At 72.5% G+C, this 22,057-nt stretch carries 24 protein-coding genes; 15 read left to right on the top strand and 9 right to left on the bottom strand.

Features of this window, described 5'->3' with window-relative positions:
- Nucleotides 1–57: 57 nt before the first annotated feature.
- Nucleotides 58–552 (bottom strand): inorganic diphosphatase, encoded by a 495-nt coding sequence (locus STBA_RS15255; RefSeq protein WP_077059776.1) that lies wholly within the window; start codon nucleotides 550–552, stop codon nucleotides 58–60.
- Nucleotides 553–691: 139 nt separating this feature from the next.
- On the opposite strand from STBA_RS15255, the gene dacB reads away from it, so the two are divergent.
- The 6 genes from dacB to folE all read left to right on the top strand — a co-directional run bounded on the left by dacB (nucleotide 692) and on the right by folE (nucleotide 7,969).
- Complete coding sequence (gene dacB / locus STBA_RS15250; protein WP_253194738.1) at nucleotides 692–2,062, top strand: D-alanyl-D-alanine carboxypeptidase/D-alanyl-D-alanine-endopeptidase; 1,371 nt, start codon at nucleotides 692–694, stop codon at nucleotides 2,060–2,062.
- Nucleotides 2,063–2,124: 62 nt separating this feature from the next.
- A complete protein-coding gene (locus STBA_RS15245) occupies nucleotides 2,125–3,279 on the top strand; it encodes a zinc-dependent metalloprotease (RefSeq protein ID WP_077059774.1) in 1,155 nt (384 codons plus the stop codon).
- Between the two features lie 152 nt (nucleotides 3,280–3,431).
- Nucleotides 3,432–4,457 carry a tRNA lysidine(34) synthetase TilS gene (gene tilS / locus STBA_RS15240; protein ID WP_077059773.1) on the top strand — a complete coding sequence of 342 codons (1,026 nt, stop codon included), beginning with the start codon at nucleotides 3,432–3,434 and terminating at the stop codon, nucleotides 4,455–4,457.
- Nucleotides 4,458–4,480: 23 nt separating this feature from the next.
- Nucleotides 4,481–5,035 carry a hypoxanthine phosphoribosyltransferase gene (gene hpt / locus STBA_RS15235; protein ID WP_077059772.1) on the top strand — a complete coding sequence of 185 codons (555 nt, stop codon included), beginning with the start codon at nucleotides 4,481–4,483 and terminating at the stop codon, nucleotides 5,033–5,035.
- Nucleotides 5,036–5,249: 214 nt separating this feature from the next.
- A complete protein-coding gene (gene ftsH / locus STBA_RS15230; RefSeq protein WP_077063343.1) occupies nucleotides 5,250–7,253 on the top strand; it encodes an ATP-dependent zinc metalloprotease FtsH in 2,004 nt (667 codons plus the stop codon).
- A gap of 95 nt (nucleotides 7,254–7,348) precedes the next feature.
- Nucleotides 7,349–7,969, top strand: coding sequence for a GTP cyclohydrolase I FolE (gene folE / locus STBA_RS15225; protein WP_077059771.1), 621 nt, complete (start codon nucleotides 7,349–7,351; stop codon nucleotides 7,967–7,969).
- Here folE and STBA_RS15220 read toward each other — a convergent pair.
- From STBA_RS15220 to STBA_RS15205, 4 genes are all read right to left on the bottom strand, one after another.
- Nucleotides 7,966–8,796 (bottom strand): hypothetical protein, encoded by an 831-nt coding sequence (locus STBA_RS15220; RefSeq protein ID WP_143659487.1) that lies wholly within the window; start codon nucleotides 8,794–8,796, stop codon nucleotides 7,966–7,968. The two genes, folE and STBA_RS15220, sit on opposite strands and share 4 nt — an antisense overlap.
- A 75-nt stretch (nucleotides 8,797–8,871) precedes the next feature.
- Nucleotides 8,872–9,843, bottom strand: coding sequence for an ABC transporter substrate-binding protein (locus STBA_RS15215; protein ID WP_107485056.1), 972 nt, complete (start codon nucleotides 9,841–9,843; stop codon nucleotides 8,872–8,874).
- Entirely contained in the window at nucleotides 9,840–10,586 is a 747-nt protein-coding gene (locus STBA_RS15210; RefSeq protein WP_077059769.1) for an ABC transporter permease subunit, read from the bottom strand. The genes STBA_RS15215 and STBA_RS15210 overlap by 4 nt, the downstream gene beginning before the upstream one ends.
- 2 nt (nucleotides 10,587–10,588) lie before the next feature.
- Nucleotides 10,589–11,320, bottom strand: a complete 732-nt coding sequence (locus STBA_RS15205) for an ABC transporter permease (protein ID WP_077059768.1) — start codon at nucleotides 11,318–11,320, stop codon at nucleotides 10,589–10,591.
- Between the two features lie 41 nt (nucleotides 11,321–11,361).
- Between STBA_RS15205 and STBA_RS15200 the strand changes: the two genes are divergently transcribed.
- Entirely contained in the window at nucleotides 11,362–12,552 is a 1,191-nt protein-coding gene (locus STBA_RS15200) for a betaine/proline/choline family ABC transporter ATP-binding protein (protein ID WP_077063341.1), read from the top strand.
- Nucleotides 12,553–12,574: 22 nt separating this feature from the next.
- Here the strand turns inward: STBA_RS15200 and STBA_RS15195 are convergent, their stop codons facing one another.
- From STBA_RS15195 to folB, 3 genes are all read right to left on the bottom strand, one after another.
- Nucleotides 12,575–13,081 carry a DUF3180 domain-containing protein gene (locus tag STBA_RS15195; protein ID WP_077059767.1) on the bottom strand — a complete coding sequence of 169 codons (507 nt, stop codon included), beginning with the start codon at nucleotides 13,079–13,081 and terminating at the stop codon, nucleotides 12,575–12,577.
- Between the two features lie 84 nt (nucleotides 13,082–13,165).
- Entirely contained in the window at nucleotides 13,166–13,777 is a 612-nt protein-coding gene (gene folK / locus STBA_RS15190; protein ID WP_077059766.1) for a 2-amino-4-hydroxy-6-hydroxymethyldihydropteridine diphosphokinase, read from the bottom strand.
- Nucleotides 13,774–14,133 carry a dihydroneopterin aldolase gene (gene folB, locus STBA_RS15185; protein ID WP_077063340.1) on the bottom strand — a complete coding sequence of 120 codons (360 nt, stop codon included), beginning with the start codon at nucleotides 14,131–14,133 and terminating at the stop codon, nucleotides 13,774–13,776. The genes folK and folB overlap by 4 nt, the downstream gene beginning before the upstream one ends.
- Before the next feature lie 183 nt (nucleotides 14,134–14,316).
- Between folB and folP the strand changes: the two genes are divergently transcribed.
- The 8 genes from folP to STBA_RS15145 all read left to right on the top strand — a co-directional run bounded on the left by folP (nucleotide 14,317) and on the right by STBA_RS15145 (nucleotide 20,658).
- A complete protein-coding gene (gene folP, locus STBA_RS15180; protein WP_077059765.1) occupies nucleotides 14,317–15,186 on the top strand; it encodes a dihydropteroate synthase in 870 nt (289 codons plus the stop codon).
- Nucleotides 15,183–15,671 (top strand): nuclear transport factor 2 family protein, encoded by a 489-nt coding sequence (locus tag STBA_RS15175; RefSeq protein ID WP_077059764.1) that lies wholly within the window; start codon nucleotides 15,183–15,185, stop codon nucleotides 15,669–15,671. Before folP ends, STBA_RS15175 begins: the two co-directional genes overlap by 4 nt.
- Nucleotides 15,672–15,763: 92 nt before the next feature.
- Complete coding sequence (locus STBA_RS15170) at nucleotides 15,764–16,465, top strand: hypothetical protein (RefSeq protein WP_077059763.1); 702 nt, start codon at nucleotides 15,764–15,766, stop codon at nucleotides 16,463–16,465.
- A 48-nt stretch (nucleotides 16,466–16,513) separates the two neighbouring features.
- Nucleotides 16,514–16,807, top strand: coding sequence for a type VII secretion target (locus tag STBA_RS15165; RefSeq protein WP_077059762.1), 294 nt, complete (start codon nucleotides 16,514–16,516; stop codon nucleotides 16,805–16,807).
- Nucleotides 16,804–18,294, top strand: coding sequence for a hypothetical protein (locus STBA_RS15160; protein ID WP_077059761.1), 1,491 nt, complete (start codon nucleotides 16,804–16,806; stop codon nucleotides 18,292–18,294). Before STBA_RS15165 ends, STBA_RS15160 begins: the two co-directional genes overlap by 4 nt.
- 5 nt (nucleotides 18,295–18,299) lie before the next feature.
- Entirely contained in the window at nucleotides 18,300–19,673 is a 1,374-nt protein-coding gene (locus STBA_RS15155) for a hypothetical protein (RefSeq protein WP_143659486.1), read from the top strand.
- Nucleotides 19,670–20,314, top strand: coding sequence for a hypothetical protein (locus STBA_RS36515; protein WP_077059759.1), 645 nt, complete (start codon nucleotides 19,670–19,672; stop codon nucleotides 20,312–20,314). The genes STBA_RS15155 and STBA_RS36515 overlap by 4 nt, the downstream gene beginning before the upstream one ends.
- On the top strand, nucleotides 20,311–20,658 hold the full coding sequence (locus tag STBA_RS15145; protein WP_077059758.1) for a hypothetical protein: 348 nt from the start codon (nucleotides 20,311–20,313) through the stop codon (nucleotides 20,656–20,658). Before STBA_RS36515 ends, STBA_RS15145 begins: the two co-directional genes overlap by 4 nt.
- A 60-nt stretch (nucleotides 20,659–20,718) precedes the next feature.
- Here STBA_RS15145 and STBA_RS15140 read toward each other — a convergent pair whose 3' ends face one another.
- Nucleotides 20,719–22,056 (bottom strand): PH domain-containing protein, encoded by a 1,338-nt coding sequence (locus STBA_RS15140; protein ID WP_077059757.1) that lies wholly within the window; start codon nucleotides 22,054–22,056, stop codon nucleotides 20,719–20,721.
- Nucleotide 22,057: the final 1 nt, after the last annotated feature.

Here is a 22,057-nt window from a genome sequence, read left to right as displayed (position 1 = left end):
GCCCCGGCACACCGCACCCGCGCCCGCCGGTGCCGCTCGCGCGGCGACCGGCTCGTCTCAGTGGCTCTCGCCCGCGTCCGCGAGCCGCTTGAAGGACGCCTCGATCTCGGCCTCCGCCTCCGCGCGGCCGACCCAGTTGGCGCCCTCGACCGACTTGCCAGGCTCCAGGTCCTTGTAGACCTCGAAGAAGTGCTGGATCTCCAGCCGGTCGAACTCGCTGACGTGGTGGATGTCCCGCAGGTGCTCCATGCGGGGATCCGAGGCGGGGACGCACAGCAGCTTGTCGTCGCCGCCCGCCTCGTCCCGCATGCGGAACATGCCGATCGCGCGGCACTGGATCAGGCAGCCGGGGAACGTGGGCTCGTCCAGAAGCACCAGTGCATCCAGCGGATCTCCGTCCTCGCCCAGCGTGCCCTCCACGAACCCGTAGTCCGCCGGGTACACAGTCGAGGTGAAGAGGTGGCGGTCCAGCCTGATCCGCCCCGTCTTGTGATCCACCTCGTACTTGTTCCGCGAACCCTTCGGGATCTCGATGGTGACGTCGAACTCCACTGGGGACACTCCTTAGCCGATCTGTGCATGCGACAGGTGGTTAAGTGTCCCTCACGCAGGTGTCCGCACGCGAAAGGGGCTGGTCCGTACAGTGCGCAGGGCAGCGGAAGCGCTTCAAAAGCACCGTGCCGCCTGGCGATTGGCCATCGGCTCGGCCGCGGCGGGCCTCGCGATCTCCGCCGGGGCCGTCGCCCTGGCCGGGCCGTGGGACGCCGGACAGCGCACAGCGGAACGCGACCAGGCCGCCGACTCGGAACGTGAGCGTGCAGATGCGGAGCGTGTTGCAGGCACTGTACCCGCTGCGGCGCCCGTGCTGCCGCCGCTGGACGGCGGCGCGGGCCGCCCGCTGTCCGCCGCGGCGGTCGAACGCACCCTCGCGCCGCTCCTGGAGGACCCGGCGCTCGGCGGGCACGCGACGGGCGCGGTCGTCGACGTCGCCACGGGCGAGGCCCTGTACGCGGTGGACGCCAGGTCCGGGCGGGCGCCCGCCTCCACGACCAAGTCGGTGACCGCGATCACTGCCCTCGACGCCCTGGGGCCCGAGCACCGGCTGACCACCGAGGTGGTGTGGGACGCGGAGAACGAGCGCGTCGTACTGGTCGGCGGCGGGGACACCACGCTGACCGCGGGCAACCTCGAAGGGCTGGCCGCCCGCACTGCCGAAGCCCTGGCGGCGCAGGACGTCCGGGCCGCCCGCGTGGCGTATGACATCTCCCGCTACCCGCGCGAGCAGCATCACCCGATCGGGGCAGGCAACACGAACATCGCCACCATCACCCCCCTCCAGCTGAACGCGGGCCGCACCGATGGCAGCACCCACGGCCCCGCCCCGCGAACGGCCGATCCGGCGGCCGAGGCGGCCAGGGCCTTCGCCGGTCTGCTGGCCGAGGCCGGCGTCGACGTCCAGGGCCGTTCGCCCGGCAGGCACACCGCGCCCGAGGACGCCGAGCCGCTGGCGGTGCACCGTTCCGCGCCGCTGTCCTCGCTGGTCGAGCGGATGCTGACGCACAGCGACAACGACCTGGCCGAAGCCATCGCGCGTGCCACGGCCATCGCGGGTGGGGAGGCGGCCGACTTCCGCGGCGTCGACCGGGCGCTCACCGCGCGGCTGGAGAAGCTGGGCCTGCCGCTCGGCAACGTGCGGATCGCCGACGCGAGCGGCCTCGACCGCGACGGCCGGCTCACCGCCGCGCTGCTGACCCGCGTGCTGGCCCTGGCCGCCGACCCGGAGCGGCCCGAGCTGCGCTCCGCGCTGACCGGCCTGCCGGTCGCGGGGTTCACCGGGACCCTGACCGGCCGCTACGACGGCTCCGGCGGCGCGGGTGCCGGTCTGGTCCGCGCCAAGACGGGCACGCTCACCGGCGTGAACACCCTGGCCGGCACGGCGGCGACCCCGGACGGCCGGGTGCTGGCGTTCGCGTTCCTGGCCTCGGACACGACCAGTGCCGACGGGGCGCAGGATGCCCTGGACACCGCCGCGGCGGCGCTCGCGACCTGCGCCTGCCGGTAGCGCGGCGCCGCCTGCTCCGGTGCCCTATCCGCTTTCGCGGCGGGCACCGTACCGTTGACAGCATGACGAGTCTCGGTGGAACGGACCTGGTCGACTGGAATCTCGCGGTGTCCACCGCGACACGGATCACCCGTCCCGGCCCGGAGGTGAGCCGCGACGAGGCGCGCGCGATCGTCGCGGAGCTGCGGGGCCACGCGAGTGCCTCGGAGGCGCACGTCCGCGAGTTCACCGGTCTCGGCTCAGGCGCCGTGGACACCCCGGTGCTGGTCGTGGACCGGCTCGGCTGGGTGCGGGCGAACGTGGCGGGCTTCCGCGCCGTCCTCCAGCCGCTGATGGCGCGCATGCGCGAGCGCCGGTCGGGCCTGCCGGGCGGGGCCGCGCTGACGATGGTCGGCAGCAAGGTGACGGGCGTCGAGGTGGGGATGCTGCTGTCGTTCCTGTCCTCGCGGGTCCTCGGCCAGTACGAGACGTTCGCCCCGGCCAGCCCGTCGCTGCCGGCCGGTGGCGGGCCCGGCGTCGCGGGCGCCGGGCGGCTGCTGCTCGTCGCGCCCAATATCGTGCACGTGGAGCGGGAGCTGGACGTGCATCCGCACGACTTCCGGCTGTGGGTGGCTCTGCACGAGGAGACGCACCGGACGCAGTTCACGGCCGTGCCGTGGCTGCGCGACCACCTGGAGAGCGAGATCCAGGCGTTCCTCGGCGAGGCGGACGTGGACCCGGCGACGCTGCTGGAGCGCTTCCGGCAGGCGGCGCAGTCCATGACGGGCCGCGGCCAGGAAGGCCAGGAGGAGGCGGCCGGGCCGGCGGGGGAGGGCGACGGCGGGCTCGGCATCGTCGATCTGGTGCAGACGCCGCGGCAGCGGGAGATCCTCGACCGGCTGACGGCGGTGATGTCGCTGCTGGAGGGGCACGCGGACTTCGTGATGGACGGGGTGGGGCCCGCGGTGGTCCCCTCGGTCGCGGAGATCAGGGAGAAGTTCACGCGGCGCCGGCAGACCGGCGCGGGCCGCCTGGACCGGGCGCTGCGCAGGCTGCTGGGCATGGACGCCAAGCTGCGGCAGTACCGCGACGGCGAGCGCTTCGTGCGCCAGGTCGTGGAGCAGGCCGGGATGACGGGTTTCAACAAGGTGTGGACCTCACCGAACACGCTGCCGAGCAAGGAGGAGATCTCCCGCCCCGAGCAGTGGGTCGCCCGGGTGAAGCCGACCGCGGCGTAGGTTGCAGGATTCGTTCAGAATCACTCGTATGAGGGACCGTCGCGCCATGCCTGGCGTGCGATGCTCGGGTAACAGACCTCCTCTGTCACCATTTACGTACCCAGCGTGACAGCGCTTCCGAGCCTGAGCTCCCAGAAAGAAGTGATTCGGATATGGGTCCCCACCCCGCGGTCGCTGCGATACGCCTGGCGGTCCGCCGCGTCCTGCACGAAGTCCTCGACGATGCCCGTGCCGGAGAAGCCCCGCTCGTCCTCGTGGCCTGCTCCGGCGGCGCGGACTCCATGGCGCTCGCCTCCGCCCTCGCCTTCGAGGCGCCCCGGCTCGGTGTCAGGGCCGGCGGCATCACCGTCGACCACGGCCTCCAGGTCGGCTCCGACGTCCGCGCCCGCGAGGTGGCCGAACGGCTGACCGCACTCGGCCTCGCCCCCGTCGAAACCGTCGCCGTCTCGGTCGGCCGCGCCGGCGGCCCCGAGGCCGCCGCCCGCTCCGCCAGGTACGCGGCCCTCGACGCCGCCGCCGAGCGGCACCGCGCTGGTGCCGTGCTCCTCGGCCATACCCGCGACGACCAGGCGGAAACCGTCCTGCTCGGACTCGCCCGCGGCTCGGGCACGCGTTCACTCTCCGGCATGGCGGCCGTCTCCGGCGGCCTGTCGGGCTCGTGCGGCGCGGCCACCCGCTACCGCCGCCCGTTCCTCGCGGTCGACCGCCAGACCACCCGCAAGGCCTGCCTCGTCCAGGCCCTTCCGGTCTGGGACGACCCGCACAACGCCGACCCCTCCTTCACCCGTTCCCGCGTGCGCCACGAGGCGCTGCCGGTGCTGGAGAAGGCGCTCGGGCGCGGTGTCGTGGAGGCGCTGGCCCGCACCGCGCAGCTCTCGCGCGACGACGCGGACGCGCTCGACGCCTGGGCCCTGGAGGCCCAGCGGGCCGCGACGCGCCCCGACGGGACGCTGGAGATCGCCGCGCTGCACGATCTGCCCCCGGCAGTCAGGCGCCGCGTGCTGCGCCGGGCCGCCATCGCCGCCGGCGCCCCGGCCGGCTCGCTGTTCGCCCGCCACATCGAGGAGACCGACCGCCTCATCACCGCCTGGCGCGGGCAGAGCCCGCTGAATCTGCCGGGCCGCGTCGAGGCCAAACGGCAGGGTGGCAGACTGGTCCTCCAGCAGGCGAACCAGTAGCCAGTAGAGAGCAGTGGCATCGGGTGCACGAGACGGACCTGGGGGCCGACCTGGAGTCGGTGCTCATCACCAAGGAAGAGATCGACGCCAAGCTCGTGGAGCTGGCCGCGAAGATCGACGCGGAGTACGCGGGCAAGGAGCTCCTGCTGGTGGGGGTCCTGAAGGGGGCGGTGATGGTCATGGCCGACCTCGCGCGCACCCTGTCGTCCCGGGTGACGATGGACTGGATGGCCGTGTCCTCCTACGGGGCGGGCACGCAGTCCTCCGGTGTGGTGCGCATTCTGAAGGACCTGGACACCGACATCCAGGGCAGGCACGTGCTGATCGTCGAGGACATCATCGACTCGGGGCTCACGCTCTCGTGGCTCCTCTCGAACCTGGGCTCCCGCGAGCCCGCGTCGCTGCGGATCTGCACGCTGCTCCGCAAACCGGACGCGGCGAAGGTCGATATCGACGTCGAGTGGGTCGGCTTCGACATTCCGAGTGAGTTCGTGGTGGGGTACGGCCTCGACTATGCCGAGAAGTACCGCAATCTTCCCTTTGTCGGCACCCTCGCCCCGCACGTCTACAACGGATAGCCGGGAACACCGTGCGATGCCCTACCGTTGAGTTGGGCAGAGCGATGGCTGCCCACGCCCAGCAGCGCTGGGCGGCAGTGCTGGGGTACCGTCGCGGTAGGTCAGCTGAAACAAGGCCGGGCGCACTACGGCCGACACCGCGCGCACAGCAGATCCCATCCGGGGGCTGTGCCTCTACGTGGCAGGAGGGACGGGGCCGCGCCGCCCCGTATGGATAGACGTGAAGCGCTATTTCCGTGGGCCAGTTATGTGGATCGTGCTGGCCGTCCTTGCCGTGATTCTGCTGATGCAGGTGTTCAGCTCGTCCGAGGGCTACAAGAAGGTGGACACCGGCGAGGTCGTCCAGGCGATCAGCCAGAACCAGGTCAGGTCCGCCGAGCTCACCACCGGCGATGAGCAGACCATCAGGGTCGAGCTCAAGAACGGGCAGGAGATCGAGGACAGCAATAAGGTCCAGGCCAACTACATCGACGAGCAGGGCTGGGACATCGCCCAGATGCTCCAGTCGAAGTTCCAGGACGACCAGATCACCGACGGGTACACCGTCTCTCCCAAGTCGCAGAACCCGTTCGTCGGCATGCTGCTGTCGATCCTGCCGTTCCTGCTCATCATCATCGTCTTCCTGTTCCTGATGAATCAGATGCAGGGCGGCGGGTCTCGGGTGATGAACTTCGGCAAGTCGAAGGCGAAGCTGATCACCAAGGACACCCCCAAGACCACCTTCACCGACGTGGCCGGCTCGGACGAGGCCGTGGAGGAGCTTCAGGAGATCAAGGAGTTCCTCCAGGAGCCCGCGAAGTTCCAGGCCGTCGGCGCCAAGATTCCCAAGGGCGTGCTGCTCTACGGCCCGCCCGGCACCGGCAAGACGCTCCTGGCCCGCGCGGTCGCGGGCGAGGCAGGCGTTCCCTTCTATTCGATCTCCGGCTCCGACTTCGTCGAGATGTTCGTCGGCGTGGGCGCCTCCCGCGTCCGCGACCTTTTCGAGCAGGCCAAGGCGAATGCCCCGGCGATCGTCTTCGTCGACGAGATCGACGCGGTCGGCCGTCACCGCGGTGCCGGCATGGGCGGCGGGCACGACGAGCGGGAGCAGACGCTCAACCAGCTGCTCGTCGAGATGGACGGCTTCGACGTCAAGGGCGGCGTCATCCTGATCGCCGCGACCAACCGGCCGGACATCCTCGACCCCGCGCTGCTGCGCCCGGGCCGCTTCGACCGGCAGATCGCGGTCGACCGGCCGGACATGCAGGGCCGTCTCGAGATCCTGAAGGTGCACCAGCGCGGCAAGCCCGTCGCGCCCGATGTGGACCTGTCGGCGGTCGCCCGGCGCACTCCCGGCTTCACCGGTGCCGATCTGAACAACGTGCTGAACGAGGCGGCGCTCCTGGCTGCCCGTGGCAACGCGAAGCTCATCGACAACGGGTTCCTCGACGAGGCGATCGACCGGGTCGTTGCGGGTCCGCAGAAGCGGACGCGGATCATGAGCCAGAAGGAGAAGATGATCACCGCGTACCACGAGGGCGGACACGCCCTGGTGGCGGCGGCCTCGCCGAACAGCGATCCGGTGCACAAGGTGACGATCCTCTCCCGGGGCCGGGCCCTGGGCTACACCATGGTGCTGCCGGAGGAGGACAAGTACTCCACCACGCGCAACGAGATGCTCGACCGCCTGGCGTACATGATGGGCGGGCGCGCGGCCGAGGAGCTGGTCTTCCACGATCCGACCACGGGCGCGGGCGACGATATCGACAAGGCGACGACGACCGCGCGGGCCATGGTCACGCAGTACGGCATGACCGAGCGTCTTGGCGCCATCAAGTTCGGCACCGACAACTCCGAGCCGTTCCTCGGCAAGGAGATGGGCCACCAGCGCGACTACTCAGAGGAGGTCGCCGGCCTGGTGGACGAGGAGGTCAAGAAGCTCATCGAGGCCGCGCACAACGAAGCCTGGGAAATCCTGGTGGAGAACCGCGACGTCCTCGACAACCTGGTGCTCTCCCTCCTGGAGAAGGAGACGCTGAACAAGGAGGAGCTGGCCGAGGTCTTCCAGCCGGTGATCAAGCGTCCGCCGCGCCCGGCCTGGACGGGCTCGGCACGCCGCACGCCCTCCACCCGGCCGCCGGTGACGTTCCCCACCAAGGGGATCAACCTGGCGAACGGCAGCCTGGAGAAGGGCACCGCGCCACTGGAGTCCGTGGAGGAGTCCCGCGGCGACGAGTGACCGGAATGCCTCCCGCGCCCCTCACGTTCTAGGGTGAGGGGCGCGGCCGTGTCTCTGTCAGGGCGTGCCGGTCCGCACGAGAGAACGAGGAGCACATGACCGACGCGGTGACGCCGGCGGGCGAGGAGGGGCTCAGGCAGGGCCCGATCGGTGAGTTCGACGAGAAACGAGCCGAGGACGCGATACGCGAGCTGCTCATCGCGGTGGGCGAGGACCCGGACCGCGACGGCCTGCGGGACACGCCGGCCCGGGTGGCGCGCGCCTACCGGGAGATCTTCGCCGGCCTGTGGCAGCGGCCGGAGGACGTGCTGACCACGACCTTCGACCTGGGCCACGACGAGATGGTGCTGGTGAAGGACATCGAGGTGCTGTCGTCCTGCGAGCACCACCTGGTGCCGTTCGTCGGCCAGGCCCACGTCGGATACATCCCGTCGAGCAGCGGCAAGATCACCGGCCTGTCGAAGCTGGCCAGGCTGGTCGACGTGTTCGCCAGGCGCCCCCAGGTGCAGGAGCGGCTCACCACGCAGATCGCCGACTCGCTGATGCGGATTCTGGAGCCGCGCGGGGTGATCGTCGTGGTGGAGTGCGAGCACATGTGCATGACCATGCGCGGGGTGCGCAAGCCCGGGGCCAAGACCACCACCTCGGCGGTGCGGGGCCAGCTGCGGGACGCGGCGACCCGGGCCGAGGCGATGAGTCTGATCCTCGCCCGCTAGCGCCCCGACCGGCCCCTGCCGCTGGTCTCCCTGCTGCCTTCCCCGGCCTGTCCGGTCTGCCCCGCCTGCTCGGGCCGCGGGGCGTCCCGGCGTCCGTGGGGAGCGCCGGTGCCGAAAAAGTCGAACCCCGACCCCGACCGCGGCGGGGGCGGCGCCACCGCCGCAGGCGCCTGGTGGGCGTCCCGGCTCTCCGGCGCCTCGGCGGCCTCGCCGGCCTCCCCGGCTTCTTCTCTGGCCTCCCTGGCCTCGCGCTGCCGCGCCGCGCTGCGCGTCAGCGCGGCGAGCGCCTCGTGCGCCTGCCGGTAGGTCAGCGGGGTGGGGGCGCCGCCCGCGGTGCGGTGGTCGGTGGCCTGGGCGGGCAGCGCCTTCGCCGGCTGCGCCGCTTCGAGCGCCAACTGCCTGCGGCCCTCCAGGGCCTTGGCACGCTCGCTCTCCGCGGTGGCGTAGCGCCGCAGCAGGTCGGCGTGCTCGGAACGCAGCCGGCCGAGGTCGAGGCGCTTGCCCTGGATCTTCTCCTCCAGCGCTGTGACCTGCTCCTGCGCCTCTTCCAGCTCGGCCTGCCGCTCCTCGATCTGCCAGGCGAGGCCGGCCTTGGCCGCCCGCTCGCGGGCGACCTGCCGTCCGGCCGCCAGGTCCCAGCGCCGCAGCAGAACGGCGCAGGCGACCGTGGTCGCCGCGGCGACGGCGACGAGGGCGCGCAGCGCTATCGCGTCGTCCCCGTCCCCGAGCAGCCAGGCGCCGCCGGCGCAGGCGAGCGCCAGGGTGCCGAGTCCGGCCGGAATCAGCACCTTGTGCAGTGCTGAGGAGCGGTGACGTCCACGTGCCATGGGCGAAACTTACCGTGACGCCGCGTGCCCGCGGGAGAGTGCCCTGGCGGTTGTGCCGTGGCCGTTATGTGCGAGTCAGCCTTCGATGAGGCCCTGTTCCACCAGGTAGTCGTGCGCGACCTCGTCGGCCTTGCGGCGTTCGGAGTCGACCTGCCGGTTCAGCTCGATGAGGTGGTCCGTGGTGAGCGTGGCGGTGACCTCGTCGAGGGCGGCGGCGACATTCTCGTCGCTCGCGGTCTCGGTGTTGAGGACGGGCAGGACGTTGTCCGCGAGCTGGAGGTTCTGGTCGTCCTCCAGGAGGACCAGACCGAAGTCATCGAGCGTGGCGTCGGTCGTGGTGACGAGCACGAGCTGGTCGTCACCGTCCTGCACGGCCTGCTTGGCCTGGACGGTGCCGACGCCCAGCGGGTCGACGGCGGTGATGTCGATGCCGTACGTCTCCTCGAGGCCGGGCTGGCAGAAGGGCCGCGTGGGGCAGTCCTCGCCGGCGGCGATGCGCACGGGCAGCCCGGCCTCGCCGAGGTCGGACAGGGTCGTGAGGCCGTGCTCCTCGGCGTACTCCTCGCTCACGGCGAACGCGTTCTGGTCGACGGCCTCGCCCGCGTCCAGCACGGTGAGGCCGCGCGGCTCCGCCAGCTCCCGCAGCACCGTGACGGTGGCCTCGACGTCCGGGGAGGCGACGGGCTCGGCGTCGGGGCCGTTCTCCTGGGCGTTGTAGTACTCGGCCATGGTGGCGGCGTACTCGGGAACGACGTCGATCGCGCCGCTCTCCAGCTCGGGCGCGTACAGTTCGCGGCCCTCGGTGGTGGTGATGGTGGTGTCGTAGCCGGCTTCTTCGAGGACCTGGGCGTACAGCTCGGTCATGATCGTGGCCTCGGTGAAGTTGGCGCCGCCGATCGTGAGCGAGCCCGCGCTCTCCTCGGTGCCGCTGCCGCCCTCCTCCTCTTCCAGGCTGTCGCCGCCGCAGGCGGCCAGTGTCAGCGCGAGGGCGGTGGCGGTGCCGGCGGCGAGCAGCGCGGGCCGGCGGCGGACGGGGATGGCGGTCACGTGGTGCTCCGTTCAACGGGATCGGGTTGTGGTCGTGCGGGCGGTGCGGGGGCGCCGCGGGGCCCCCGGCGGATGGCGCGGCCCGGGGCGAGCAGCCGCTGGGCCAGGGCGAGCAGGCCCTCGACGGCCAGGGCGAGGGCCGCCACCAGCGTGGCGCCCGCGACGACCTGCGCGGTGTCGTAGGTGGCGAAGCCGGCGGTGATGATCCGGCCGAGGCCGCCGCCCGCGGCGAGGGCGGCCAGGGTGGCGGTGGCGACGACCTGTACGGCGGCGGTGCGCACGCCGGTCATCAGCAGCGGGAACGCCAGCGGCACCTCGACGCGGGTGAGCAGCTGCCACCGGGACATGCCCATGCCGCGGGCGGCCTGGACGACGTCGCGGTCGGCCTCGGCGATGCCGATGTAGGCGTTGGTCAGCAGCGGGGGCACCGCGAACAGCACCAGGGCCACGATGGTCGGCAGGTCGCCGTGGCGGCCGAGCGGGCCGAGGGTCAGCAGCACCAGCACGGCGAACGTGGGGATGGCGCGGCCGGCGTTCGAGATGTTGATGGCGAGGGCGCCGCCGAACCGGCGGCCGCCGCCGTGCCCGAGCCACAGCGCCAGCGGCAGGGCCACGGCGCAGGCCAGGGCGAGGCAGATGCCGGACAGGTAGAGGTGCTCGGCCAGCCGGTGGCGGACGCCGGCCTCGCCGGACCAGTTCGCGCCGGTGGTCAGCCACTCCCACGCGTCGGGGATCGTGCCCATGGTCAGGCCCTCCCGGGAACGTCGAGCACGGCATCGCGCTGGAGCTCGCGACGGGGCGCGCGGTTGCGCGTCCAGGGGGTGAGCAGCCGCTGCACGCCGAGCAACAGGAGGTCGGAGGCGATGGCGAGCAGGACGCACAGGACGGAGGCGGTCAGTACCTGGGCCTTGAAGTAGCTGTCCATGCCGGAGTAGATCAGGTTGCCCAGGCCGCCGTGGCCGACGATCGCGCCGACAGTGGTCAGGGAGACGGCGGAGACGGTCGCGATGCGCACGCCCGCCATCAGCGCGGGCAGGGACAGCGGCAGCTCGACGGCGAGCAGCAGCCGCAGGCGGCCGTAGCCGAGGCCGAGCGCCGCCTCTCTGGCCTCGGTGGGCACGGATTGGAGGCCGGTGAGCATATTGCGCACGAGGACGGTCAGCGAGTAGAGCACCAGGCCGCAGACGACCACCGAGACGGAGATGCCGAAGACCGGCAGCAGCAGCGCGTACATGGCGAGCGAGGGCACGGTGTAGAGGATGGTGGTCAGGCTCAGGACCGGCCCGGCCGCCAGCCGCCATCTGCGGGCGAGCAGGGCCAGCGGGAAGGCGACGAGCACGGCGAGGGATACGGCCCCGACGGTGATCAGTACGTGCTCCACGAGCGCGTCGCCCAGCTCGTCCGAGCGGCTGCTGACGTACTCGCCGCAGACCCACTCGTTCCTCGTCAGGCAGCTCTCGGCCCCAACCGTACTCATGTTCCAACACCCTAGACGGTGAACCTGACAGAATGATGAACATGTTGCGGTTCGAGCATGTGACCAAGCGCTACGCGGACGGGACGGTCGCCGTCGACGATCTGAACCTGGAGGTGGCCGAGGGGGAGCTGGTCACCCTGGTCGGGCCGTCCGGCTGCGGCAAGACGACCACCATGCGGATGGTCAACCGGCTGGAGGAGCCCACCGAGGGCCGCATCCTGTTCGACGGCAAGGACGTCGCCGAGTACGACCCGGTGCAGCTGCGCCGCCGGATCGGCTACGTCATCCAGCAGGTGGGCCTCTTCCCGCACCGCACCGTGCTGGACAACACCGCCACCGTTCCGCACCTGCTCGGGTGGCGGAAGGCCAAGGCCAGGCAGCGCGCCGCCGAGCTGCTCGACCTGGTGGGCCTCGACCCGGCGGTCCACGGCGACCGGTACCCGGACCAGCTCTCCGGCGGGCAGCGGCAGCGGGTCGGCGTGGCGCGGGCGCTCGCCGCGGACCCGCCGGTGCTGCTGATGGACGAGCCCTTCGGCGCGGTGGACCCGGTGGTCCGCGAGCGGCTCCAGAGCGAGTTCCTGCGGCTCCAGGCCGAGGTGCGCAAGACCGTGCTGTTCGTCACGCACGACATCGAGGAGGCGGTGCGGCTCGGCGACCGCATCGCGGTGTACGGGCAGGGGCGGATCGAGCAGTTCGACTCGCCCGCCGCCGTGCTCGGCGCCCCGGCGAACGACTACGTCGCCTCGTTCGTCGGCAGCGACCGCGGGCTGAAGCGGCTGTCGGTCACCCCGGTGGAGAAGGGCGACCTGGAGCAGCCGCCGGTGGTGCACCTGGCGGACCCGATGGCCCGGGCCGTCGCGCGGATGCGCGCGGAGGGCGCGCGCTGGGCGGTGGTGCTGGACGAGAACGACGGTCTGCACGGCTGGGTGCCCATCCGCGAGGACGAGGAACGGGGCGCCGCGGACACGTCGGAGCCGGTTGCGGGGCACGCGCGGCGGATGGAGGCGTGGCTGCCGCTCGGGGCCTCGCTGAAGAAGGCGTTCAGCATGATGCTCCAGTACGACGCGGGCTGGATCGCCGTGCTCGACGAGGAGGACCGGTTCCTCGGCGTGCTGACGCCGAGCAGCCTGCACGAGGCGCTGCGCCGGTCGATCGACGCGGACGCGCAGGACATCTCGCGGGCCGAGGTGGAGCTGGACAGCGCCCTCGGCGCCCCGGCGCGCGCGCGTTGACCCGACGGCGCGCCGGCGCCGGTCAGACGGGGGAGCCCATCGGGCCGTTGCCGTTGCCTTCGCTGTTCTCGTCGCCGTCGGGCAGGCGGCAGACGCGTTCGAGGAAGAGGGCGGCGGCGACCACGGCGGCGCCGGCCAGCACGGCGAGGCCCGCGTAGATGGCCTGGTCGCGGCGGTTGGCGACGTCGAGGCGCTCCATGACGAGAAAGAGGCCGAAGCCGCCGTACGCGCCGGCGACGAGGGCCGAGACCAGCGCGCTCGCCTGGCCGAACACGACCGCGCGGGCCGCCATCATCCGGTCCACGGGCCTGGCTCCCGGGCGGCGTTCGTGCTGCGCGCGCAGCCGCGAGCGCAGCGACAGGGCCGTCGCCAGCAGGGCGGCGGCGATCAGGGCGAGGATGACGGGGGAGAGCAGCGGTACGGCGGGCGGTGTGTTGCCCAGGGACTCCCACAGCCCCGCGCCGGCCCAGCTCAGCCCGACGGCGGCCGCGAACAGCCCGGCCAGTGTCCCGATCCGCAGTTGGTTCACCGCTGTTCGCGCCCCTCGTCGTGAAGTCGTGCCTGTGCAGTGGTGCCGGCGTCCCCGGGCCGGCGTCCCCGGGCCGGTGGGCCGCTAGTCCGGGAGCGCCAGCGTGACGTCCGCGCGGAGCCTGACGCCCTGTCCGGCCAGCGCGGGAAGCAGACCGGCCACCGCGCCGTGGCCGGGGACCTCGGCGTCCGGGTCGACATCGTGCCACGGCACCAGGACGAACGCCCGCTCGTGGGCCCGCGGATGCGGGAGGGTGAGCGCCGGATCGTCGGAGACGACGCCCTGGTAGGTCACGATGTCCACATCGAGGGTACGCGGACCCCAGCGGCTGTCCCGCACGCGTTCGAACGCCTCCTCGATGGCTTGCGCGCGTTCCCACAGGGAGGACGGCGGCAGGGTCGTCTTGAGGATCACGACGGCGTTGAAGTAGGTGGGCTGGCTGCCGGGATCGACGCCCCACGGGTCGGTTTCATAGACGGGGGACACCGCCTTGACGCGCAGCCCCGGGGTGTCGGCGAGCGCGTCGACCGCGCCCTGGAGGGTCTCCAGCCGGTTGCCCAGGTTGCTGCCGAGGGAGAGGACGGCGCGTTTCGGGTTGTGCAGCGTCGAATCGGCGGCGTCCACCTGCTGGACCACCGAGGCCGGTACCGGCTGCACGGTCGGGTCGGGGGATGAAGCGGCGTTGCTGGGGGTCATGCTCGGCTCCGCTTGATGGTGATGGTCACGTCGTCGAAAGGAACGGTGATCGGCGCCTGCGGCTTGTGCACCGTCACCTCTGCCTCCCGCACCGCGCCGTGCGACAGGCACTGGTCGGCAATGCGCTGGGCCAGCGTCTCCAGCAGGTCACACGGCCGGCCGGAGACGACGGCGGTGACCTCCTCGGCGACCGCGCCGTAGTCGACCGTCCGCGCGAGGTCGTCCGAGGCCGCCGCCGGCCGGGTGTCGAGACCCAGCACCACGTCGACGACGAACAGCTGCCCTTCGGCGCGCTCCCGCGGCAGCACTCCGTGAAAGCCTTTGGCGCGCAGGCCGCGCAGGGTGATGCGGTCCACGGCGATCACTCCGATCGGTCGGTGGCCCGCCGGCTGAGCCACTGAAGGGAAACTGAAGGGAATTCGAATCTACCTGCGACGCCCGGCCCACTCGGTCAGCACCACCCGCCGCCGGGCTGTTCCCGCCCCGTTCCGGCGCCGAACGCCGTCCGGCGGGGCATGCGCAGCCCCTACTCTGGGGACATGAGCTACTCGCACGGTCACGCGTCCGGCCTGCCCCGCTGGGACCGCTGCGCGGTCATGGGGGTGGTCAACATCACACCGGACTCGTTCTCGGACGGTGGACGGTGGTTCGACGCCGAGTCCGCGGTCAAGCGCGGCATGGACCTGGTGGCCGAGGGCGCGGATCTGATCGACGTCGGGGGCGAGTCGACGCGGCCGGGCGCGACGCGGGTGGACGAGGCGGAGGAGCTTCGGCGGGTCGTTCCCGTGGTGCGGGAGCTGGCGGGTCTTGGCGTCGTCGTCAGCGTCGACACGATGCGCGCCTCGGTGGCGCGCGCCTCGGTGGCGGCGGGCGCGCGCCTGGTCAACGACGTGAGCGGCGGCCGGGCCGACCCCGCGATGGTGCCCGCGGTCGCGGCGGCCGGGGTGCCGTTCGTGGTGATGCACTGGCGCGGCCAGAGCATCGACATGAACGAGAGGGCCGTCTACGCGGACGTGGTCGGCGAGGTGGTGGCGGAGCTGCGGACCAGTGTGGAACGGGCGGTCGCGGGCGGCATCGACCCCCAGCGGCTGATCGCGGACCCGGGCCTCGGCTTCGCCAAGCAGGCCGAGCACGATCTGGCCCTGGTCGCCGCGACCGGCCGGCTGCGCGAGGAGCTGGGGCTGCCGGTGCTGATCGCGGCCTCGCGCAAGCGGTTCCTGGGCCGGGCGCTGGCCCGGCCGGGTGCCGCGCCGCCGCCGGCGCGCGAGCGCGACGCGGCGACGGCCGCGGTGTCCGCGCTCGCGGCGCACGCGGGCGCGTGGGCGGTGCGCGTGCACGAGGTGCGGGCCAGCGCGGACGCGGTGCGGGTCGTCCGGGCCGTGGCGGGCGCGGCGGGCGGCGCCCGGTGAGCGGGGCGCGGACGGACGTCGAGGCGGTTGCCGCGGCGAACACCGCGCTGTACGACGCGCTGGAGCGCGGCGACCTGGACGCCATGGCCGAGCACTGGCTGGCGGAGGACGTGAGCGTGGTGCACCCGGGCTGGCCGGTGATCAACGGGCGTGGCGACGTGATCCGTTCCTATGCGCTGATCATGGCGAACACCGAGTACATCCAGTTCTTCCTGACCGACGTCGAGGTGTCGGTCCTCGGCGACACCGCGCTGGTGACCTGCACGGAGAACATCCTCAGTGGCGGCCCGGCGGAGGCCGACGGCTCGGCGGGGCCGCTGGTCGGCGGCCTGGTGGTGGCGACGAACGTCTTCCGCCGCGACGGGGACGGCGGGTGGAAGGTGTGGTCGCACCACGGCTCCCCCGTGCTCATCGACCGCGAGGACGAGGACGGCGGGGACGGCGGCGAGGGGGAGGACGGCGGAGGGCTCACCGGAATCGGCTGACCGGTCCGCCCCCTCCGTTGCTGGCGCATCGGCCGATTGGGTACGGTCACCACACTGATGTGTATGTGTGCGATCGACCGGGGGAGTTCCGCGTGGCACTGGCGGATGAACACGTGAGGGACGAGGCCGGGGACGGCCGAACCGAGGCGGGCGCCGAGGGCGGCAGAGCCGAGAGCGGCAAAGAAGCGGAAAGCGTGGCTCCGCCCACCCGTTACCACATGATCACGCCGACGGACTGGTTCCGCATCCCCCTGCGCTCCGAGGAGAAGCGGGCCAGGGCCGTCGCCGTGCTGGTGGACCTCGCGTATCCGAACCGGGACGAAATGGCCACGAAGCGGCGCGAATTGCGCGAGCTCATGACCAATGTCACGGATTCCGCCGCCGAACGGGACGCCATCGAGATCTACCTCTCCACCCATGCGGCGCTCGGCGTGCCGATTCCCGCCAGCCTCATGGTGACGGCCGAGCCGGAGGACCCCTCGATGCCCCAGCAGTTGCCGACGGCCATGCTGGCCGACGGCATCCGGGACAAGTACCGCGGTGACGCCGACGTTTCGGTCGTGCAGCTGCCGTCCGGCGAGGCCGTGCGCAGCCGCCGGCTCGAACTCAGCGACGATTCCAAGGAACTGGGACAGAGCGAAGAGCGTCCCAACACGTTGCTGGAGTTCTATCTGCCCGTGCCGCGCTCGACCGCGTGGCTGGTGCTGACGTTCAGCGCCCCGCTGCGGGAGCTGGCCGATGCGCAGGTGCAGATGTTCGATGCCATCGCCGGTTCGTTCCGGTGGTCGAAGTAGAAGTAGCGGGCGGCTGGCCGGACCCGCGAATGTGAGGAAAGAGGGGGAATGTCCGCCGACCTCGATGTCACCGTGGACGAAGTCCGTGAGCTGGCCAACAAGCTGCGCATGGTCGCCACCGAGTTTGAGAACTCGGAGGACATCGCGTCCGACTACGCCGACCAAGTGAGTCACGACGATCTGGCCCACGAGCTGGAGCAGTTCTCGGAGAACTGGCGAATACACCGCAACAAGCTGATGGAGAGCCTGGAGAGCTTCGTCGAGAAGGCCCAGCAGGCCGCCGACGGGTATGACGGCATCGAGGAGGAGCTGGTCCGCGCGCTCGAAGGGGGCAACGGGTGAGCGGCAGGCCGGCAGACTGGTTCCCGCTGGCGGAGGACGGGCGCGACCCGATCCCCGGGGACTGGGAGATGGTGCAGGAGGCCGCCGCGCGCTACCGGCGCACGGCGGACGCGATCGACCGCGCCCGCACGCTGCTCGGCGAGGTGACCGACAGCGAGAGCGGCTGGCAGTCCGATGCCGGCACGGCCTTCCGGGAGAAGGCCACCGAGCTGTCCGATGACGTCTGGAAGGCCTGGGGCCGCTACGACGCCGCCGCCACCGCGCTGGCCGGCTACTGGCCCGAGCTGCAGGAGGCGCAGAACGAGAGCCTCACGCTGCGCACCCAGGCCCAGGAGGCCCAGGAGCAGATCAACAGCCTGGGCAGCCGGCTGGAGGGTGCCGAGCGGGACGCGCAGGACGCGGCCGACTCGGACGCCGACAACGCCGAGGACCTGGCCGACCAGGCCGACCAGCAGGTCAACAGCCTCCAGGGGCAACTGGACGGCGCCCAGGCCGAGCTGAACCGGCTGCGGGTCAGACTGCGGGAGGTCATCGAGGACAAGGACGCCGCCGCGCAGCGCGCCGCGGACGCCATCGGCGACTTCATCGGCGGCGACGGCCTGAAGGACGGCTTCTGGGACAAGGTCGGGGAAGTCCTCGACGTCATCAAGAACGTCCTCATCGTCATCGGGGAATGGGCCGGGAGGATCGCCGCCATCTGCGGGGTGCTCGCCTTGCTTGTCAGTTGGATTCCGGTCATCGGGCAGGCCCTGGCCGGAATCCTGGGCGTCATCGGGCTGGTGGCGGGCGTCTTCTCCCTGATCGGCAACGCCCTCCAGGGCAAGTGGCTGAACGTCGGCCTCGACCTCATCGGCATCCTCACCTTCGGCGCCGGCCGGGCGCTGACCTCGACGCTCGGCCGCGCGGGCGGTGTCGCCCGCTTCGGCGCGTTCCGCAACGTCATGCGCATCTCCACCGGCAACCGGGCCGCGCGGAACGCCATCGCGGCGGACGTCGTCGGCGACGGCGCCGCGCTGGCCGGCCGGGCCGGCGGCACGTTCGCCCGCCCGTCGGGCCTGCTCGGCTGGGGGCGCGCGGGGTTCGGCGGCCTCGGCGGCGATGTGGCGCAGGGCATGAGCGTCCTGCGGAGCGGAAGCAACTGGGGCACCGGCTTCTCCCAGGGCCTCGCCGGGCTGCGGAACATCCCGGGCACCATCGGCGAAGCCGGTCTCGGGCGTTCGCTCCAGGCGGGCGCGCACCAGTTCTTCGGCCAGGCCGGTGCCGCGGACGACGCGCTGGCCCTGGGACGCGCGGCCAACGCAGGCGCGGACGTCGGCGGCCTGGGTGCGTCGAGCGGCGCCGTCGCCGGGTCCGCCGCCGCGGGCGCCGCGGCCAGCAACATCGGCCTGTTCGGCGTGGAGGGCGTGGGCTCGCTCGCGGACTGGCCCGGCCTCTCCGACGGCGACCACCCGCTGGTGAACGAGACGGCGGGGGCCGGCGCACGGTGAACGCGGTGCAGCCCGCCCTGTTCGCGGCCCAGCGCCCCCTGGTGCGCTGGGGCGTGCTGCGGCGGGCGCGGGTCGCGGCCGAGGCGGGCCGGCTTGTGGTGCGCGGGCGGGCGCGCACCCACGCCTGGCCGCTGGGACCGCAGGGCGTCGCCTCGGCCGTGCACCTCAAGGGGCGGCCCTGCTCCTCGGCGGCCCGCACTCGGCTGCGGGACCTCGGCAAGGGCGCGATCAACAAGTCCGGCGGCTGCGTGCACCTTTGCGATAGCACAGGGCGGGCGCTCGCCTGCCTCCTGCCGAGCGACTGGCTGCCGAACGGGGCCGTGCCGGTGCCGCTCGACGCGCCCGACACGTTCCCCTCGGTCAGGAACGACTCCAGGCGCGAGGACTTCCTCGAACTGTCCGGGATGGCCGACTTCCTGCGGCACCAGGGTCTTGCCGTGCACGAGTCCCCCGGACAGGAGCCGCCGCGCGCCCCGGAGTTCGCGGGCACGCTGCGGCCAGGACCCAAGGACGGGCCGGCGGTGCTGCTGCTGTTCTTCGCGCTTGCACAGCTCCTCGTGCTGATGCTCGCCGCCTTCGCGGTCGGCGGCTTCGGCTCGGGGGAGGGCGCCTGGCAACTGCTGGTCTCGCTGCCGTTCCTGGTCTTCGCGCTGTGCACGGCCGGGGCCGCGTTCCTGCTCGGCCTCGCCGCGCCGCGCGGGGAGGAGCCGGCCGTGGCCGAGCTGCGGCCGAGCCCCGGCGTGCCGGTGACCCGGGGGTTCCTGGGCAGGTCATCGCTCCGGCTGGTCGCGGACGCGCTCGAATTGCGCACCGCCCAGAACGTGAAGCGGCGTCTGCCGCCGCCCGCCGACCCGGTGCTCGGGGTGCGGGAGGCCGTGGTGCTCCAGGACGGCGGGCGGCCGTGGGGCGTCGCGCTCGTCGACCGGCGGCGGGCGGTGCTGGCGTTCCTGCACGGGGACACCTGGTTCGGCGGCGACCCGCAGCTGACGCGGCTCACGGACTTCTGCCACCGGGCGGGGATCGGCCTGCGCCGGCAGGAGCTGCGCGCCTTCCCCGGCCGGCAGGAGGCGGACCGCACCGCGCGCCCGTGGCGCACGGGCGACTATGCGCTGAACGACACGTTCGCCTACTCGGCGCTGATGGCGTCGGTGGTGGCGGTGGGCGTGGTCCCGGCCTTCTTCGTCGGGGCGGGCGGCGATGTGGAGGGACCGCTGTTCCTCGTCATCTTCGGACTGGCGTTCGCCATCGGTGCCGTACCGTACGCGGTCAGGGGCGCCGTCCGGAAGTGGTCGCTGAACCGGCTGGTCCCGGCCGGACCGGCGCCGAACATGGAGCCCGGGGGAGCGGCCTCCGGCGGAAAAGGAGCTGCGACGCCGTGACCGATGCGCTGACGAAGGAGCCCGCCCACCCGTGGGTGGCCGCGTTCCAGCATCCGGAGGAGTTCTGGATTCAGCTGGACATGAAGGCCACCGACACGGCCGAGCAGGCCGCCCAGGCGATAGCCGACCGCGGTGGCGAGCTGAGCCAGGACTACGCGGAGGCGGTGTACCCGGAGTTGCAGGTGATCCGCGACGGCGCGCTGGAGCGCGAGGCGTCGCCCATCGCCGTCTACGTGCCGCCGGAGCCGCTCAGTTCGCGACCGCTGGTACCGGTCACCGCGTTCGTAGCGCCGGTGCCCGCGCCCGCGGACCAGAGCACGGTCGAGGCGATGGCCGAGCTCGCGGCCCAGCCGCAGCCCTACCGCTACCGTGACCCCCTCGTCAGCATCGTCGAGCTGCCCGCCGGGCCGGCCTGCCGCGTGCACGAACTGGTGCTGAACGAGCGGAGCGAAGACGGCCGCCGGGTGATGAACGAGTACGTTTCGTATTACGTGGTGCCGCCCGGCTACGACCAGGGCTTCGTCGAACTGACGGTCACCTGGTCGAGCCCGACGCTCGGTGCCTCGATGGAGGAGACCGCCGACGACATCGCGGGCACGCTGACCATCCATCCCAACGAATCGCCAGGGGGCGAGTCATGACCAGCGCCGAGCCGGAGTACGTCTTCGATCAGGTGCAGATAGGCAAGGGCCTCAAGCCCGTTGCCCAGCACGGCTACGTGATCGTCGACAAGGGCACGCTGACGCTGCTCGGCAGCGACCAGCAGCCCATCGACAGTGCTCCGCTGCCCCAGGTCGCGGGCAACCTCGTGCGGTTCACCCGCGGCAAGACCGTGGCCCTGACGGTGAACGGCACCAAGTACAACGTCTCGCCCGGCTGGGGAGCGCGCGGCATCTTCGTGCTGCCCGGCGACAGCGAACACGTCAAGACGGCCGCCGAGGCCCTGCTGAAGCTCGTCGCGGCCGGCGGCGGCCGGGCGTCCTGAGCCGCGCGTCCCGTCACTGACCCGCCGCTGACCGGCCCCGGCCGGCCAGCGGCGGCCGGGTCAGTCCCGGCCGGTGAGCCAGCGTTCGGGAGCCGCGGCCCTGCGCCCGAGGCGTGAACGTCTCGCCTGCGCCGCCACCTCGCGCGCCGCGTACGCGGCGTCCGCCAGGCGCGCGGTCGCCGTGCCGTTCGCGCCGTGGTCCACATGGATGTCCGCGAGCCGCAGCCGCTGCATCCACGGGCCCTGCGTCATCCGGACGCTCTGCACCTTCGCGTGCGGCACCAGCGTGTGCGTGCGCCGCAGGCGCCCCCGCCGCGCCACGAACACCGTGTCCGTGACGCCGTGCCCGTAGCCGACGCGCCACACCGGCAGCGCCCAGCGGGCGCGGCGCGGCGCCCGGCCGACCGAGGCCAGCGCCTCGTCGATGTCGACCGCGGGCAGGATGCGGCCGATCAGCGCGGCGGCCACCTCCCGGCTGGCGACCGGCAGCAGCAGACCGCTCTCGTTCCCCGCGCCTGCGACTTCCAGCTCGACCCTGACCCAGCCGCGCGACCGCCACAGCAGCGGCTCCACCAGCCGCACCGACTGCACCCGGCCGGGCGGCACGGTCGCGTGGTCGCGCTGGAGCAGGCCGTGGTCGAGCCGCAGCCCGTCGGGCGACTCGCCGACCGTCCAGCCGTACTGGCTCAGGAAACTGCCGAGCCCGGCGCGCCAGATCGCGGCCAGCATGGGCAGCACGACGACCAGCGCGGCGAAGACGCTGGAGGTCGCCGTCCAGATCAGCGGCGTGACGACCACGGCGAGCAGCAGGAAACCCCAGGTGGAGCCGAGCAGCGCCAGCGCCCACGCCAGGGTGCGCGAATCGACCTGGAACAGCTCCCTGGCCGGCGCCTCGCCCGCGGTCGGCGCCGCCTCCGGCGCGATCCCCGCGGCGCGGGCCAGCAGCTCCGCGCGCAGCTCCCGGGCCTCGTTCTCGTCGAGGAACGCCAGCTCGTCCGCCGATCCTGAGCCGACCACGTCCATCTTCAGCTTCGCCACGCCCAGCGCCCTGGCCAGCAGCGGCCGGGTGATGTCGATCGACTGGATGCGGTCGAGGCGCAGGTGCGCGGCCCGGCGGAACAGCAGTCCTGTGCGGATGCGCAGCTCCGTGTCGGTGACCAGGTAGCGGGTGACGCGCCAGGACAGCCAGCCGTAGCAGGCCGCGCACAGCAGCACCGCCAGCACCAGCAGCGCAGGCCAGACCAGGCCGAGCGAGCCCGACCAGGAGCCGATCTGGTCGGCGTTCTGGAGCGCCACGGCGAACAGGCCGGCCAGCGGCGCCCAGGCCCGCCGCCACGGCGTGAGCGGATGCAGCCGCTTGCCCTGGCCCGCGGGGAACTCCTCCGAGCCGTCGCTCACG

The organism is Streptomyces sp. MP131-18, from assembly GCF_001984575.1.
GTDB classification, from domain to species: domain Bacteria; phylum Actinomycetota; class Actinomycetes; order Streptomycetales; family Streptomycetaceae; genus Streptomyces; species Streptomyces johnsoniae.
Note: the sequence above shows the minus strand (reverse complement) of the source record. Positions and strands in the feature narration are given on the sequence as shown.